Genomic DNA, 15,732 nt, shown 5'->3' with positions numbered 1-15,732 from the left:
GAACCTCATGGTGGAACAACAATATTTCATTGGTGTTGATGTTGGCTCCGCCAGTGTCCGTACTACGGTTTTCGACCAACACGGTAAACGGCATGCGTTCTCCGCTCGCCCTATCCAACAATTTCATCCAAAAACTGATTTTGTTGAACAATCCTCTACTGATATCTGGGTGCAAGTATGTGCAACAGTAAGAGAAGCTATTGCACTGGCAAATATTAATCCTATTGATGTTAAATCAATCGGCTTCGATGCCACCTGTTCATTAGTCGCGGTAGCAGCAGAAGGATATCCTCTTTCTGTAGCCGAAAATGGTAATCCTGAACACGATATCATCATGTGGATGGATCATCGTGCAATCAAGGAAGCCATCACGATAAATCAAACCAATGACCCTGCACTCTGCTATGTAGGTGGTGAAATCAGCCCTGAAATGGAGCTACCGAAAATCTTATGGCTAAAAAACCACTTTCCTCAACGTTATCAGGATATATGGCGTTTCTTTGATTTAGCGGATTTTCTGGTATGGAAAGCAACTGCCGCTGATGTAGCCAGCATCTGCACGCTCACTTGCAAATGGAACTATCTGGCTCATCAAAAACAGTTCAGCGAAAAACTACTTTATGATGTGGGGTTAGAAGATTTAACAAATAAAGTTCCGTCTACCATCATCGAGCTTGGCGAAAAAGCAGGTTATCTGACCGCTGAAGTGGCTAAAGATTTTGGGCTGCACACAGGAATCATCGTCGCCGGTGGTATTATTGACGCTCATGCTGGCGGATTGGCACTGGCTGGTGCCTATCCAGAGGGCAGCCTGGTCATTATTAGCGGAACCTCAAACTGCCACATGATTGTCAGTCCTCATCCTGTCATGGTTCCGGGGATTTGGGGCCCCTATTTCGGCGCAATGTTACCCAGTTACTGGCTCAACGAAGGTGGACAAAGTGCCGCCGGTGCATTAGTTGAGTGGTCAATTCGTCAACACAATAGCTGGCTGGATCTAGAAGCCGAAGCTGAGGAATCCGGTCATCATTACTACCAACTACTGAATGAAGTTGTCGAACAGTTAGAAAAGCAAGAAAAATACCCAACCGCACAACTTCATATTCTAAGTGACCATCACGGCAACCGTTCACCAAGGGCAAACCCTAATGCTAAGGGAATGGTAAGCGGGTTGACGCTGGCAGATAGTCGTGATGCTCTGGCCCGCCATTACTTGGCAACGCTGCAATCTATCGCTTATGGCACTCGCCATATTATTGATGCACTAATAGAAGCAGGACATAAGATAAACAGGCTAGTTATGTGTGGCGGCGCAACTAAAAACCCACTATGGTTACGTGAATATGCCAATGCCACCGGGCGAGAAATCCATCTCACTCAGGAAGAGGATGCTGTCAATCTTGGCTCTGCTTTGCTTGGTGCCGTTGCTTGTGGTTCCTTTGCAGACTTCGCTCAAGCAGCGAAATCGATGGTACGTGACGGCAACATTATCAAACCGGAAAAAGAGACATTTCCATTTCATCAGGCCAAATATCAGGTCTATCTGCAAATGTACCGGGACCAACAACGATATAACGAAATCATGCAAATCGACGATTAACTTTTAATGATAAAAACAGGTATATACCCTATGGATTTCAAGATGCATCGCGACGGCAAGGGAGCGAATCCCCGGGAGCATAGATAACGATGTGACCGGGGTGAGTGAGTGCAGCCAACAAAGAGGCAACTTGAAAGATGACGGGTATAAGTATTTCATCTCTTTCTGGCAAGAAGCGTAGCAAAGTTTAATTTTATTCTATTACCATTTTCATCTGTTTTATGAAGATGACCAGGGTTTTCATTATATTTAATGATTTTCCAGTCAGAATAATAACTCTCCAATTCACCTGGCATGAGGAAACTTTTGAATGGCAATAATGAATATGGTGCAGAATCTGTTTCAACCGGGCAAACAATCAGATTAATACCACCTTTATTCGTCTGTTTCTGCATATTGTAAATAATATCAGTGATCTTTTCCCGTTGCAGAAACATCAATACCACTGTTGAAATAATTAAATCATATTTTTCGGTAATATTGTGAGAATTGATATCATAAACAGCCGTACTAATATTTTTAATCCGCTGCTTTTCTTTAATAGCATTAATTGAGTCAATATATTGTGGACTAATATCCACGGCTGTAACGTCATAACCTCTTTCTGCCAGATAGAAAGTATTCCGGCCACAACCGGCCCCCAAATCTAATGTCTTACAAGGAGAAATAATATCTGCCAGATATCTAATTTCAGAGTGAGGTAATGACAAATTATTTTGTTTATAAAACAGATATTGTGGTTCACATAAAAAAGAGAGCTGGCACTTAATATCATCACTTACCCATTTAATTTTATGCCAGACCTGTGGCTGAATAATGGGAGGCTGCTTTTGCACATTAAAATAAGCGGTTTCTTCCTGATCACCATCGAAAATCACAAATTCCAGCTCACCTTCTAGGATCTCAAGACAAGCGTAAGTCCCCTCTTTAGTATTATGTCTTTCAGTGAACATTTCAGGAATAGTATTTTTCTGCCAGATTGGTATTCGTTTATAACAAATGAGGTCGCTCATAGAAGGTTCTCTAACCATAAAATGTATTTTATATGCATCTTATAGTGACATTCTCCAACTGTAAAGCTATAAAGTCACCAGAGCTATGCTTGTAAGATGAAAGGAAAAATAATCCATTTTCCCTTAAATTGAACGAACTGACTGATTATTAAGAAACATATGAAAGAAAATAAGAGCTCATCGATAAAATTTCTCCGGCCCCACAAGCCGGAGAAAAGGTGATCAATCCTTATAACTGTATTGATAATATCCGCCATAACCATAATAGAGACCAGATTTCTTCTCTACCGCGTTTAGCAACACACCTTTAATATGAATGCCATTTTGTCTAAACCGGCGAATAGCAACATTAACTTCTTTAACCCTTGTTTTATGATAACGAGCAATCAACAATGAAGTTCCTGCATATCTCCCAATAATCGCAGCATCAGTTACAGCCAAAATAGGCGGAGTATCGACCAAGACATAATCATAATGCTCTTCTGCCCAAGATAATAATTCTTTAAGCCTGTTATGCATAAGTAATTCCGATGGATTAGGCGGAATAACACCTCGATTGACAAAATCAAGCTCAGTAAGATAAGTTCTGTTAATGATCTCTTTTATCTGATGCTGACCAGCCAAATATTCAGAGAGCCCCAGAGATTGAGAACTTTCTAACACCTTATGTAAGCGGCCTCTTCTCATATCTGCATCGATTAAAAGCACACGTTTATTACTTAATGCCAATACAGCAGCAAGGTTTACTGAAATAAAAGATTTTCCTAGTTCAGGCGCAGAACCTGAAAGCAGAATAATTTTGTTTGCAGATTCCATCATTGAAAAATGCAAAGTTGTTCTGAGACTGCGTAATGCTTCAATAGCTAAATCAGTGGGATCTTGAATCGCTAATAACCGCAACTTATGACGATGAGTTCGCTTTTTCTGTTGTTGCTCAAGTTTGATCTGAGTCCCAGATAGCGGAATAGTGGCATAAACGGAAACACCTATTTCCTCCAATTGTTCGGGGCTTTCGATCCCTTTACGAAACATGACTCGTAAGCAAACCAATCCAGCAGACAATATAAACCCCAATACCATCATCGATCCAACAATCAGTGACTTCTTCGGTTTTACCGCTGAATTTTCTACAATAGCTTCATCAATAATACGTACATTACCCACTGTCCCTGCTTTCAAGATATTCAACTCTTGCTGTTTATTGAGTAACTGCACATAAATTTCTTGACCAACTTGAACATCTCTGGTCAAACGTAAAATTTCCTGCTGTGTTTTAGGTAACCGTTTAATTGACTGATTCAGCTCCTTTTTGGTATCAACCAAAGTCTTACGTTTATCAAGCAACGCAACATAAGCAGGATGTTGTTTGGTATACAATTGCTGTAATTCAGCTTCTTTGAAAGTCAACTCATTAATCTGTTTCTCAATTTGGACCAATGTCTCCAGAGCCGATTTTGCTTCAAGTGATAAATCGATAGATTCATTCGCTTGACGATATTGGTTAAGCAACTCCTCAGAACGATTGAGCTCAATTTTAACTTTAGGTAAATGATTTTTTAAGAAATTAAGACTACTTTCAGCCTCTTCCGTCTTTCTTGTCACATTTTGTTGCAAGTAATTTTTACCAACACTATCCAGTATTGACTTTATTCTTGCACGATCATCACCTTCCATTTCAAGCGAAATAATACCAGTACTATTACCTTTTTCTTTTACCCGCAAAGCTTGTTGCAACCCGCGAATAACCCCCAATTGTCCCCGTTTAACCAACGTGAAACTTTGCCCAGGAGAAGCTGAAATATTTGAGATAAGCAAATTTATGCCATCAGTATCAAATACTTTGTTCACTTGCCCGCGGAAAATCTGATCATCAAACAGCAACCGATAATTTTCTGCATCGTCAACAGATATTTTTATCCCTTTATTCATATAGTCAGGTGATACTGTAAAATGTTTAATAACAATATCTGGTTTTGGCATACCACGGAGGCGGGCAATTCCCTTACCTATCACAGGAAAATAATCCGCTGTAACCTGAACATCCAAATTTAGATCCTTTACCGTCTTTCCCAATATCATTCGGGAAGTCAATAACTCCAATTCTGCCGATGTATCTGACGGTCTTCCAGAAAGCATATCCGCCATGTCGCCGATTAAAGGCAATGCACTACTTCTCTTTTCAACCTGCAATAAAGCATTTGCCTTGTATATCGGAGTCGCAATCAAGGAATAACAAAGGCCAATAACAGTGAACAATAGAGTGATTCCACCAATCACCCAGCGATAATCGAATAAGGCACTAAGAAGACGGCCTAAATCAATTTCATCACTATCTGTATGAGTGTGACTTGATTTATCTGATGTAGTCATAAAAAGCCTATAATTACTTTATTGATAAGTAATGAAGAATTGAAAACCCAGAATTTAAAAATACTTATAAGTTATAATTTCCCCAACCAACTATTAGCGCTCTCAAATAATAATTGATACACATATTCATAAACCTCGATATCAGACTTATAAGGATCGGGGATAGCCATTTTATTTAACCAATGGCCAAAAAGCATTGTTTTCCCCCTGACTCCTAGATTTATCCTATTCACAGCCTCAATATGTCTTTTTTCCATAACTAAAATCAAGCTTGACTGCTGGCATAATTCACTGGTTAGTTGACGCGCTGTATGTCCATCCAAGGACAATCCATACTTACCCGCAACCCTGCTTGAGAGTTCATTTGCAGGATTACCAGCCAAAGCAGAGATTCCCGCAGAATAAATCTCTTTCTGAGGAAATATCTGCCGCAATAAACGCTCTCCTGTAGGAGATCGACAGATATTACCCACACAAACAACCAGAATAGAATTAAACATTAATTCGGCCACTTACGAATCCACTTAGTTGTTTCAGTCAGACTATTAATGCTTGATATCGTTGGCACCAACTGATTGATAACCCGATTCCAGCGAACAACTGGCGCACTGGTAACATAAACAATATCGTAAGGCTGTAAATTAAACTCAGTTCCCAGCACCAATGCCGTTGCATCTTTAGCATTGAGCTGATAGATATTGGCTATTTTCCCTTTATTATCAGGTACATTACGCAGGGAACGGATAACAAATATGCCATTAGCATCACTTGATAATTGATCTATACCTTCAGCATTACCCAATGCTTCAGTCAAAGTCATTCCACTGCGATCCATTCGCAGAGTCGTCTGTTTTTTAACTTCCCCCATAACAAACACTTTCAAATCATCATTACGAGGGATATATAAGATATCGCCAGAATAGAGCAGACGATTTTGTTTCAGATCACCATTTTGCATCAAATCTTGAAGAGAAATAATCGTTTCCTCTCCCTTATGAGTCAAAATGATCCTCCGCCAGTCAGCATTTTCAGTTAAGCCGCCAGCATGGTTGATCGCATCAATAATGGTTAAAGGAACGTTAGTGATAGGTTGTTGCGCAGACCTAACAACTTCACCTGTTACATAGGCTTTTTGTGAACGGAAAGCAGCAATATTAACATCAACTTGAGGTGATTCGATGTACTTCGATAACTTATCAGTAATCATTGTGCGTACCTGAGTGACCGTTTTCCCTTTCACATGAAGCTTACCAACATAAGGATAAAAAATCGTTCCATCAGAATGCACCCAGTTGCCCGTATCACTGGCACTACGGTATTGCCCGGCTGGTATCGTCAATTCAGGATGATCCCAAACAGTAACCATAATGACATCCCCCACACCAATACGGTATTCATACTGTTGTAACTCTTTATCTAATTCAGGATTAGGACGTGCAATAGCAGAATTCACACGTAACTTTTCAATTAACAATGGTGTTACTGGATAAACGTTTACCAAATTATTAATATCATAGTTACTATCATCATCATTGATTATTTCTTTATTATAAACAGTAAGTCCACTCCCAGGCATCACAGTACAACCACCTAATAACGTAGAACAGGACAACGCCAGAACTACAATTAATTCCTTAATATTCATCAGAAATTTATCCTTAAAAAATAATAAACAAAAAAGAATACAGAAAATAGTATTAATTATAATCTCCCTAACAAAACTAGATTATAATATAATAAAATATAATATAATATAAAAATTTTGCTTAAGGGGCACAAGCCACTAGGTTACTGGTCATATCACTTGGTAAAAACAATAAAAATCAACTTAATAGCTTTGAAAAATTCAGGCTATTAAATAATAGGTAGTAAATTTATTAATTATTTTATTATTTAATATATCTTATAAGATATTATTACAAACAGAAAGTAAGAGTTGCCTCTCAAATAATAGTAAGGATATTTATCAGAATTTATCGAAATTGAATACATACTCTCGATGATATTGTGAAAAAAACGCAGACCTACTTACACCAAATCCGTGTTCATATAAGAAGCTTTAGTGATTGAGTTGATAATAAAAATAAAAAACAACCAACGAACCTACCAAACAACTCCAATTATAAAACCCTAAATTTTGCCATATTATAAATAATAGCTCGGTAGTATCGAATATTTTCAGGTTGTTTTAATTTTGAAAATCACCACTTTGTACTTTTCTCGTTTATCAACTACCATTATCGATTGTTTTATATAGCAATAGAAGATCTGAGAATTGGGCATATTCCACAAAAACTTTATCAACTGGGATTACCATGAAAAAATCAACCATACTAAGAATCGCCAGACCAACTGACAATTTAACTCAAGTTGCTGAAATGTACTGCCAAGGTTTAGGATTTATTATCCTGGAGAAATTCGAAGATCATGAAAACTTTGATGGCATTATTCTAGGGCATCCAAACCATCTCTGGCATCTCGAATTTACCCATCATCGTGGCACAACAGTAGGAAGATCCCCCACGCAGGACAATTTATTGGCCTTCTATATATCAGACCATTCAGAATGGTTAGAACAGATTTCATTAATGAAAAACGCTGGCTTTCTTGCAGTCCCCTCTTACAACCCATATTGGGATATTGATGGTAAAACATTCGAAGATATTGATGGTTATCGGGTTGTGTTACAAAACACAGTATTCCCTGTTTGATTATTAATCGACCTTAAGCATACTTGCCCTAATAACCAACCCATACCTACGTTGTTTTATATTACGCAATAACATTATCAAAACTCAGCTATTGACACTGAGTTTTGATATATTCTTGCAAGTATTTCGTTTGTTGTTCGTTCTCAACAATCATTCTTCGGAGATCGAAATAATCTTGTTCAGCTCCCGGGTTAAGTCGTGGGGAGGCTGCATGGCCCACGCTGCCGGAGGAGCCGGCTTCGCCTTGATTACAGGTGGCTGCGATGCGCAACCGGCGATGACCAGCGGCAACATCGTTGCGAAGAACATCAATTTCAGATTTCGCATGAGCAAGTTCCTTTGTATGCTGATTATCCAGTTCAGACAGGAGCTTTATCCGCTCCTGCTGATTAACGATTTCATTCTGCTGCTCCAGCAACTCACTCTGTAGCTTAACTGTCGTATCAAGCTGTTTGGTATACTTACCGTAATAGTGGTAAGCCAGAAGCGAGACAAGCGCTAGTGCAATAACAGTATAACCATGAGAGTTAAACTTCATAATATCGCTCTACAAAAGTGAAAATGCTTTATCAATGACCGCATTGCTATAAGGTTGACTACCATTTTCCATGGTAATAACGGACTTAATCAGCTTTGTCATAAATACTTTATTAAATACATCAACAACTTGATCACAAGTCACTTCTGTGTTTTTACATACATGGTTAATATAGGCATCGGTATTATTTTCATTATGGGGAGCCCATCGTGAAATGATACCTTTCACTGTTTTAAGACCATATTTCCGATTGTAATTATGCAGAATTTTAATCATTGCCCGAATACCATATTCAGGGCTGACAAACTGGCAGAAAGATTTGTCGTTACGTTGTGATTCTGGTACCAAACCTTGCCAATCATCACCCCAGCGAATGTTGCCAGGGTTATTATTCCGAATACCTCTGCTCATAATTCACTCCTACTGTTTATTACCTGTTTTGTTATTAACAACTTTTCTTAAGATCTGACCAAAATAGTCAGTTCCCAGATAACCAATAATGACACTGCCGATGTAAGCCAAGTCCGTGCTCATACCAAAAAAATTCAACACATCACGGATAAACCAAGCAATCATGGCACACATAATAGAATCCATAATTGACGTCCAAAATTTACCGCCGTTATATCGACCTCTGAGATAAGCCATTGCGGCAGCCAGTGCCGCTCCTATACCTTGTTCTTTGACTGACAGCAGCCATACCCATAGCTGCATCCAGATGTCAGGCTGTTTATCCATGTATTTCATCCTTTACTCCCATTCATATAATGGGAATCCATAGGCTGCCGTGTAGCCTTAAATTTGAGTTAATAGGAATACTGCGAAATCAGTAGAATAAGAAAAGGCCACACATAGCGCAGCCTTAAATTTTATAAGGTGATTACTTACATTTAGTATAATACCGAGCTCATCAACAAACTCTGGTTGTATATCATTATGTTCAAGGGAGTAATAATAATTAACAGATATATACCCGTTATCTTTCAAGTTGCCTCTTTGTTGGCTGCACTCGTTCACCCTAGTCACATAGTTACCTATGCTCCCGGGGATTCTCTCCCTTGCCGTCGCGATCCACCTTGAAATCCATAGGGTATATAATTTATTAAGGCATTAACAATTCCAATTAAATAATACTCTTTCCGTTAGCTATTATTCTACAAGAAACTATATTCTAGCTATTTTTTAATTTTCCAATAATCCATACGTCAATTAAAAGCAATACGTTATTACTTCGCCTTGAACCTGTTACTTTCAAGTATCAACATGATCACCGCGTACTTAAACTCTGGAATGTATTTTTATCTTGTTATAGTGATCTCATTTCTGATGATTTATTTAAAAACAAAATAAGCGCTAAATCAAGGCTAAATCACTTCTCCATATTTATTTCTAATATAAACACCGTTGTTTCTATCAATTTGCGCAAATACACCTAAATGTATGCTGATATTTTCAATCATTTAACCTGGAAAAATCAGCGTTCACAGGAGGATTTTTATTACTCAAACAAACAATTATATCGAAAATATTTTAGTCCTCACCGCCAATCTAAATGTTAGATTACCTGTCCAATAGATTAAGAAAGGACAAAGTAATCAGGTGAAAAAAATTAAAAAAATAGAGCATCTAACATATCATAGCCACTAGTCCATAAATCTCCTTAATACTAAGATTAGATTACAACGTATAATAAACCATAATTCATGATAATTATGTACACCAGGGAGTAAATCTCTTAAAGCAATTTTCTCAACAAAACGTTTCGCCAGTAATTTTTTCAAGGAAGGATCTTGTATTCTTTTTCTATACAAAATAAAAAAACTGCCAACCTCTCGTATTGCATGACGAATTAGTGATCTTCTTAACGACTTGTCACCTTTAATCCCTTTTGAGATGTCAATAATTGAATCAACTACAGTAATATAGCTATCAGCCCGATGATATAGTTTTTTAATTTCTCCTGAGCGAGTTATTGATTCCAAATTATGTCGATAACAATATAATAATTCCTCACAAAAGCCAATTCGATTCGCAATAAGTGACAAATTAATGGTCCACAGGATATCTTCATGAAGGATATTTTCTCTAAAACTTAGTTGGTTATTTATAATCAGCTCTTTTTTAATCAGTTGTAACCAAACAAAATGTGGCCATTCTCTACATTCAACACAATACTCTATCCACTCTTTACCCGTTAATACCCTGCCATAAGGTTGTCTACGTGTTATTCTTTTATTCCCTTGTGAGAATGGATCTTCTGTAAAACTAACGCCATTGCCAATTAACACATCTAATTTCTGTGCAATAGCTTGATCAAGCCATTTTTTTAATATTTGCGGTTTCAGCCAATCGTCACTATCAATAAATAAAACCCACTCTCCTCCTGCATATTTTATGCCATGATTTCTAGCTATTGAAACACCACGATTTTCTTGATTAAAGATCCGTATTCTATTATCTCTTTTTTTATATTCATTAATTATTTCCAAGCTATTATCCGTCGATCCATCATTAATAATGACAACCTCAAAATTAATATTTTCTTGCGCAAATATTGAATCCAACAAATAGGCTATATAGTTTTCACTATTAAATACAGGGATAATGATAGTAATATCAAACTTAAACATCTATAGTCCCTTTAGCAAATTAGTTGCTTTTGATAAAAACATTATTTTCATAGTAAGAAAGTGCTTTTCCCCCATTGCTATTTACAGACCATACAATATTTTGAGCATTAGTTATAGATGGGGTTAGAAAATTTTATCAAAAAAGCATAAAATTAAGTGTGATAATGATAAGAGGGATATACTTGAAATTTAGCTATCACTGTCCACTTTAAGGATAGTAATAGTGATATAGGATTGATTATCGTAATAGTTTAAATAAATCGGTAAATGTAGCAGATAAAATCAAAATAATTAGGTAACCCACTCTCTATTTGAGGAATTATAAGCCGAAATTGTAACAATTAAAAAATACAAAGATTGGAATGGTTATTTGGCATTAGCGTGATAGGAAATCAACACGAATCTCTTAAAGTTATTGCTATACAAATTGATAAGATGCTTTGGATTTGCCAAGATTACTGTAATCTTCCACATATAAATTCAGTTAAACATTTTAAGGTGAAAAAACAAAATATAATCAAGTGCAAGAAATAGAATGAAATAATGGGGATGTGAATTTTATCATGCCATAATTGGTATAAAATATTAATTAAGTATTACTTTGAATACCACGCTTATTCCATTTGTAATTAAATGGTTTTTATTTAATTATAATCGTAAAATTATAAATTAATCTATTACCTTAATAGATATTTAAATTTAATATCGAAAAATATATTAGATTATACCGAATGATAAAATATCACATAAGATTATTAGATATGAGTCCATATAATCAAATGGTATTTAAAAATTTAAAAGGCAATATTATTGCCTTATTTATTAATGAAGAAATATTTAAAACTCATAGACATTCTGGATAACACGGTAAGGGAGATAATTGCACTACAATTCTTTTTCCTGCAACAACTCGTTGTTGGCTTTTTGCCTGTACCGCCCGTTTCCCATCCCAACGTAAACGAGCCCTTAAGAATAGCTCACTATGAGAAAACTGTGGGCTTAAACGCATGGAAAAAGTGAGGGGTAACATGTCCAAACGATAATACATCTCACCCACTGTCAACACTTTTCCTTCAACCACAGTAAGCAACGACACCTCAACGTCTGCCGTTTTGGACAGAGAAACCGGCATGGTCACATCTCCCTCAATCAACCGTGATGCTTTATGCTCAACGACCTCACTGACACAACCAGTAATCAGCAAACACAACAAGACCAGACCTATTTTGATCACGGCAGGCTGATCCTACGTTGTGACAACGGAGTATGCTGCCCATCCAACAAACGCTGCAATGTTGTCTCATGCTCAAGTCCTACGACAAGATCTCTACTTAGCACAGCAGAAAGTGGCTCATGAAGATTTTGCGGTATATGCCCTGACGTAACCCGACGGCCACAACAAAGACTCTTATTTTCATGAGGCACGTTTGTTAAATGAATGGGTAACGAATTTTCAATTTTCATACTCGCATTCCCAAAGCTTCGCTTTGTTGAGAGTCAGTCGGAAGTTGAGCTTGCAATAACTCCTGCCAAAACTCAGCATGATCCAACATACTTGAAAGACTTTCTTCAAAGAGCGCCAGATTTAGCCGACTAGCTGACATTTGCCGATAAAGCTGTACCATTAACGTTGACTCATCAAAGCCAAAATGAAGATCAAACTGATACCAATGACGATTAAAACTGGCCAATTGACGGAAAATCCCTTCTCCAACCGCAGTGATATCAGCTACATCTATCTGTAAAACGAGCTGGTCACGTTCAGGAATTAAGATCAAAGAGAGGTGAAGATGCTCATCAAAACAGAGAGCGGCCACGCCTTCATGATTTAAAGTTAGGTGCGGCAAGCCAAATTTAGCAGCAAATTCAGACAAAACTTGGTTGACGATGGCTATCACATCCATGGGTTACTCCTGCTAGAGAAGGCAATCAGACCAACTTGAATTACCGAATGGTCAAACAAACGGGTTACTCCCGCAGAAAAGGGAGCCAGTTTACTACCATCATCTTTTGTGCCTCTGTCACTCAAGGGCAATTCTTTTAATAAAAAGGTCACTCCGGTGATTATCAAAAACCAAACACCAGAGCATAGGAGCATGCTTTTTTTCCTTAACACATTCTGCCTGTCAAAGATTAGAATCTTAATTTGGTATTTTCGCTTTTCTATACTTTTACCTTTAACGCTATTAGTGGATTTTAAAAACGAGCTCAAATAGCAGCATCCATCGATAAGAGCGCACCCTTCGATGCGCTCAGACTTATTATCCAACACAGATCTACTCTGCCAGTATTACACCACACCAGTTGCCGCGCGCCATGCCTGGACATGACTCTGATAAAGCTGCTGTATCAATTGCAAAACCTCTCTCATGAAATTGTTATTCAATGAAATCTGATCTTCACTCTTCTGTTTTTCATGTTGAGCAATAGATGAATCCACTTCATGTTCCTTAGCTGTAGCCTGAGAAAGCCCCTGCTCTACCTGAACAGAACTATTGGACATACTCTCTAAAGATTTCATCACTGAAGTTAAGAATTGCTGCTTGCTGTTACGACTTTCGAAAACCAAGGTAATAGATTTCAAAGCACTCTTGTCAGCATCTTGTGCTACATTCCATACTTTACCAATTGCTGCCCGATCCGCATCGCTACTCTTGCCCAACTGTTGCAACTTAAGATCGATTAATTCGTTACGACCAGCAATATTACCTTCCAACGTCTTCTGCTGCTTAATTGCTTGGCTGTTTTTAACAGAAGAAAAACCACCTATCAGCCCAGAACCAATAGTCATTAAGCCTGAAACCACCGCCATAGCAATCATCAACTTAGCGCCATGCCGCATCTCATCCACTTGTGACTTCTGAGCGTCAATGGATGCTTTATTCTCAGTGTCACGCTGCAAAATACCCAGTTCACGCATCCTCTTTGCAATCTCAAAAAGTAGCGACATCATATCCAGCGTGTTATTTAATTCCTGTCCGACGCTTCCTAAGCGACTAGGATCAAAGCCCTGTTTCGGTGCAATCAATACAACCTTATCCGTGAGCCTGGTTTTTTCCGACTGTTGAATAGCAGCTTCATGTGCTGTCGGTGTCGGCGTGGAGATTTTGTCAGTCGCAATATCAACACTGTTATTGACACTACTCACCTGAGAACTGCTGACATTATTAACAATTTCCATCTTCTTACTCCCTAAATTTCCTGTGGTCGGCTGGCAAGGTTATTTATCATGTCTCCCCTGGCATTAAGCATCTGGAAAATCATTTCCATCACATGTTGGAAAGACTCTACCATTTGGGACAACTCCTCTTTAAGCCTGTCCATAACAGCCTGAAATGCGGTTAATTCGCTACGTGAAAGCTGTACATCAGCTTGTCGGTTAGCCGCTTTACTCTGGAAGGCAGCATTAGTAGTTTGAGCAGCGCCATTAGCAACATCAACCACCAAATCGCTCACCTGCATACCCACTTTCAGGCTACGAGCCGCAGTATTTGCTGCCGTACCCGCGACTTTTGCAGAAAGCTCCGCCGCTTTTACTGCCATCTTGGCTGTCACCTCAGCCACTTTACTGCCCATTTTAGCGCCCATTTTGGCTATCAAACCGGCGGCTGAACCACCGAAACTGACCGCCGCTGCTGCCACAGCCATCGTAATCTCAATCGCTGTTATGACTGGCCCTAGCCATTTCATGGTTTCCTTACTGATTAAACCAGCTTTAGCCGCTTCTTGTAGTCCTTGAGAGACCACACCCATCACCCCTCCGGCAATCATCAAGGCACCGGCTACCGCGCCAACACCGGTAGCAACCATAATTGCGCCGACCACAATTGAAGCAATTGCACTGATCCAGCCAAAGATTTTAGAGAACAATCCAGATTTCTGCGCCTCTTTAGCAGAATTTTCAGCTTCTTTAATCTTCTGCTGGTTCTCATCCATTTTCTGCAAGCTTTGCTGACGTGCTCGCTGGATATCTTGGATTTTGAGATTCGTCTGATTACGATCAAGCTCGCTGGTCAATTTGCCCAGTTCAATCTCTATTGCCTCAGATGAGGATAGCAATAGAGAAGCCAACCGCGAAGTTTCTGTCAACTTTGCTGTCAGTGCCTTTATCAGCCCTGTTGCCTGCTTAGCCTCTTGAATGACCGATTTAAGCCTGGCCATTTGTTCTTGATCAGGGTGAGTATTCACCACCGCCAATGGCGCTGGCAATGATACCCCTCGTGACTTAGCGGCATCAGAAGACAACGAGCTACCCGCCTGGCTAGGCGTAACGTGCTTCTCGCTTTTAGGAGGTACAGTTGTGAGGATTTCATCAACCTGAAAACTGTTGACTCTCAGTTGAAGAACTTTAGATTCACTGATTTGAACCATTTTCCTGAGTCCTTTTTATTGTGATAGCTTCTAACATTGCACTGGAACTGGCAGCCAAAGCGGCCTGTTCCGGCAAAGCTGCCGCAAGTTGTTGAGCCGAGTAGAAGCCACTCTCGGCCCCATCAAGTTCTCCTAATTGCAGGAGACATTCGGCAGCATGAAATGGAAAACGGGGCTCATTAATATCAAGCATCGCTCCGTAGCTATAGCTTTGAATTGCTTGCTCCAATTGCCCCATAGCCTGACGGCATGCGCCCAATCCAAGGAAGAACCGGGAATCATAGTGATCTAACATACACAAAGCCTGGAATATCTTATGTGCATCCTGCCATTTGCCTGACTGATACTGGTTGAACGCTAATGAGTAAAGTTGCTCCAACGTATCACTAGAAATATCCTTCAACATGGCAAGGGTGCCACCATCATGAAGAAAAGATTCCAGCTCTTGTGCATATTGGTCAGAAGTCGTTGATGTTTCTTGATGCTCCATAATCATTCC

General features: G+C 38.9%; 17 protein-coding genes. 2 read left to right on the top strand and 15 right to left on the bottom strand.

Annotated elements, in window-relative coordinates; translation table 11 throughout:
* Positions 1-7: 7 nt before the first annotated feature.
* Positions 8-1,600 carry an FGGY-family carbohydrate kinase gene (locus EAE91_RS05255; protein ID WP_244868670.1) on the top strand — a complete coding sequence of 531 codons (1,593 nt, stop codon included), beginning with the start codon at positions 8-10 and terminating at the stop codon, positions 1,598-1,600.
* A 155-nt stretch (positions 1,601-1,755) separates the two neighbouring features.
* Here EAE91_RS05255 and tehB read toward each other — a convergent pair whose 3' ends face one another.
* From tehB to EAE91_RS05235, 4 genes are all read right to left on the bottom strand, one after another.
* Positions 1,756-2,613 carry an SAM-dependent methyltransferase TehB gene (gene tehB, locus EAE91_RS05250; protein ID WP_214087563.1) on the bottom strand — a complete coding sequence of 286 codons (858 nt, stop codon included), beginning with the start codon at positions 2,611-2,613 and terminating at the stop codon, positions 1,756-1,758.
* Positions 2,614-2,835: 222 nt separating this feature from the next.
* A complete protein-coding gene (locus tag EAE91_RS05245) occupies positions 2,836-4,983 on the bottom strand; it encodes a polysaccharide biosynthesis tyrosine autokinase (protein ID WP_214087562.1) in 2,148 nt (715 codons plus the stop codon).
* Positions 4,984-5,054: 71 nt separating this feature from the next.
* On the bottom strand, positions 5,055-5,483 hold the full coding sequence (locus EAE91_RS05240; protein ID WP_214087590.1) for an arsenate reductase/protein-tyrosine-phosphatase family protein: 429 nt from the start codon (positions 5,481-5,483) through the stop codon (positions 5,055-5,057).
* The gene (locus EAE91_RS05235) at positions 5,483-6,628 is read right to left on the bottom strand and encodes a polysaccharide export protein (RefSeq protein WP_214087561.1); all 1,146 of its coding nucleotides are present in this window, start codon (positions 6,626-6,628) and stop codon (positions 5,483-5,485) included. The genes EAE91_RS05240 and EAE91_RS05235 overlap by 1 nt, the downstream gene beginning before the upstream one ends.
* A 670-nt stretch (positions 6,629-7,298) precedes the next feature.
* Here EAE91_RS05235 and EAE91_RS05230 point away from each other — a divergent pair.
* Positions 7,299-7,694, top strand: a complete 396-nt coding sequence (locus EAE91_RS05230; protein WP_214087560.1) for a VOC family protein — start codon at positions 7,299-7,301, stop codon at positions 7,692-7,694.
* Between the two features lie 88 nt (positions 7,695-7,782).
* Here EAE91_RS05230 and EAE91_RS05225 read toward each other — a convergent pair whose 3' ends face one another.
* The 11 genes from EAE91_RS05225 to EAE91_RS05175 form a co-directional block, all read right to left on the bottom strand.
* Entirely contained in the window at positions 7,783-8,232 is a 450-nt protein-coding gene (locus EAE91_RS05225; protein ID WP_214087559.1) for a lysis protein, read from the bottom strand.
* A 9-nt stretch (positions 8,233-8,241) separates the two neighbouring features.
* Positions 8,242-8,643: a structural protein gene (locus EAE91_RS05220; protein ID WP_214087558.1), complete on the bottom strand. Its 402-nt coding sequence runs from the start codon at positions 8,641-8,643 to the stop codon at positions 8,242-8,244.
* A gap of 9 nt (positions 8,644-8,652) precedes the next feature.
* Complete coding sequence (locus EAE91_RS05215) at positions 8,653-8,979, bottom strand: phage holin, lambda family (protein WP_036775333.1); 327 nt, start codon at positions 8,977-8,979, stop codon at positions 8,653-8,655.
* A gap of 896 nt (positions 8,980-9,875) precedes the next feature.
* A complete protein-coding gene (locus EAE91_RS05210; RefSeq protein WP_214087557.1) occupies positions 9,876-10,862 on the bottom strand; it encodes a glycosyltransferase in 987 nt (328 codons plus the stop codon).
* An 844-nt stretch (positions 10,863-11,706) separates the two neighbouring features.
* Positions 11,707-12,096, bottom strand: coding sequence for a YscW family type III secretion system pilotin (locus EAE91_RS05205; protein ID WP_214087556.1), 390 nt, complete (start codon positions 12,094-12,096; stop codon positions 11,707-11,709).
* Complete coding sequence (locus EAE91_RS05200) at positions 12,093-12,326, bottom strand: T3SS regulon translocated regulator ExsE family protein (RefSeq protein WP_214087555.1); 234 nt, start codon at positions 12,324-12,326, stop codon at positions 12,093-12,095. Before EAE91_RS05200 ends, EAE91_RS05205 begins: the two co-directional genes overlap by 4 nt.
* Complete coding sequence (locus EAE91_RS05195) at positions 12,323-12,766, bottom strand: type III secretion system chaperone (RefSeq protein WP_214087554.1); 444 nt, start codon at positions 12,764-12,766, stop codon at positions 12,323-12,325. The genes EAE91_RS05200 and EAE91_RS05195 overlap by 4 nt, the downstream gene beginning before the upstream one ends.
* The gene (locus EAE91_RS05190; RefSeq protein WP_214087553.1) at positions 12,757-13,134 is read right to left on the bottom strand and encodes a hypothetical protein; all 378 of its coding nucleotides are present in this window, start codon (positions 13,132-13,134) and stop codon (positions 12,757-12,759) included. Before EAE91_RS05190 ends, EAE91_RS05195 begins: the two co-directional genes overlap by 10 nt.
* A gap of 18 nt (positions 13,135-13,152) precedes the next feature.
* On the bottom strand, positions 13,153-14,043 hold the full coding sequence (locus EAE91_RS05185) for a YopD family type III secretion system translocon subunit (RefSeq protein WP_214087552.1): 891 nt from the start codon (positions 14,041-14,043) through the stop codon (positions 13,153-13,155).
* 11 nt (positions 14,044-14,054) lie between these two features.
* Positions 14,055-15,233: a type III secretion system translocon subunit SseC family protein gene (gene sctE / locus EAE91_RS05180; RefSeq protein ID WP_214087551.1), complete on the bottom strand. Its 1,179-nt coding sequence runs from the start codon at positions 15,231-15,233 to the stop codon at positions 14,055-14,057.
* Positions 15,217-15,723, bottom strand: coding sequence for a SycD/LcrH family type III secretion system chaperone (locus tag EAE91_RS05175; protein ID WP_214087550.1), 507 nt, complete (start codon positions 15,721-15,723; stop codon positions 15,217-15,219). Before EAE91_RS05175 ends, sctE begins: the two co-directional genes overlap by 17 nt.
* Positions 15,724-15,732 lie beyond the last annotated feature (9 nt).

It is taken from the genome of Photorhabdus noenieputensis (assembly GCF_018448935.1).
Classification (GTDB): Bacteria; Pseudomonadota; Gammaproteobacteria; order Enterobacterales; family Enterobacteriaceae; genus Photorhabdus; species Photorhabdus noenieputensis.
Note: the sequence above shows the minus strand (reverse complement) of the source record. Positions and strands in the feature narration are given on the sequence as shown.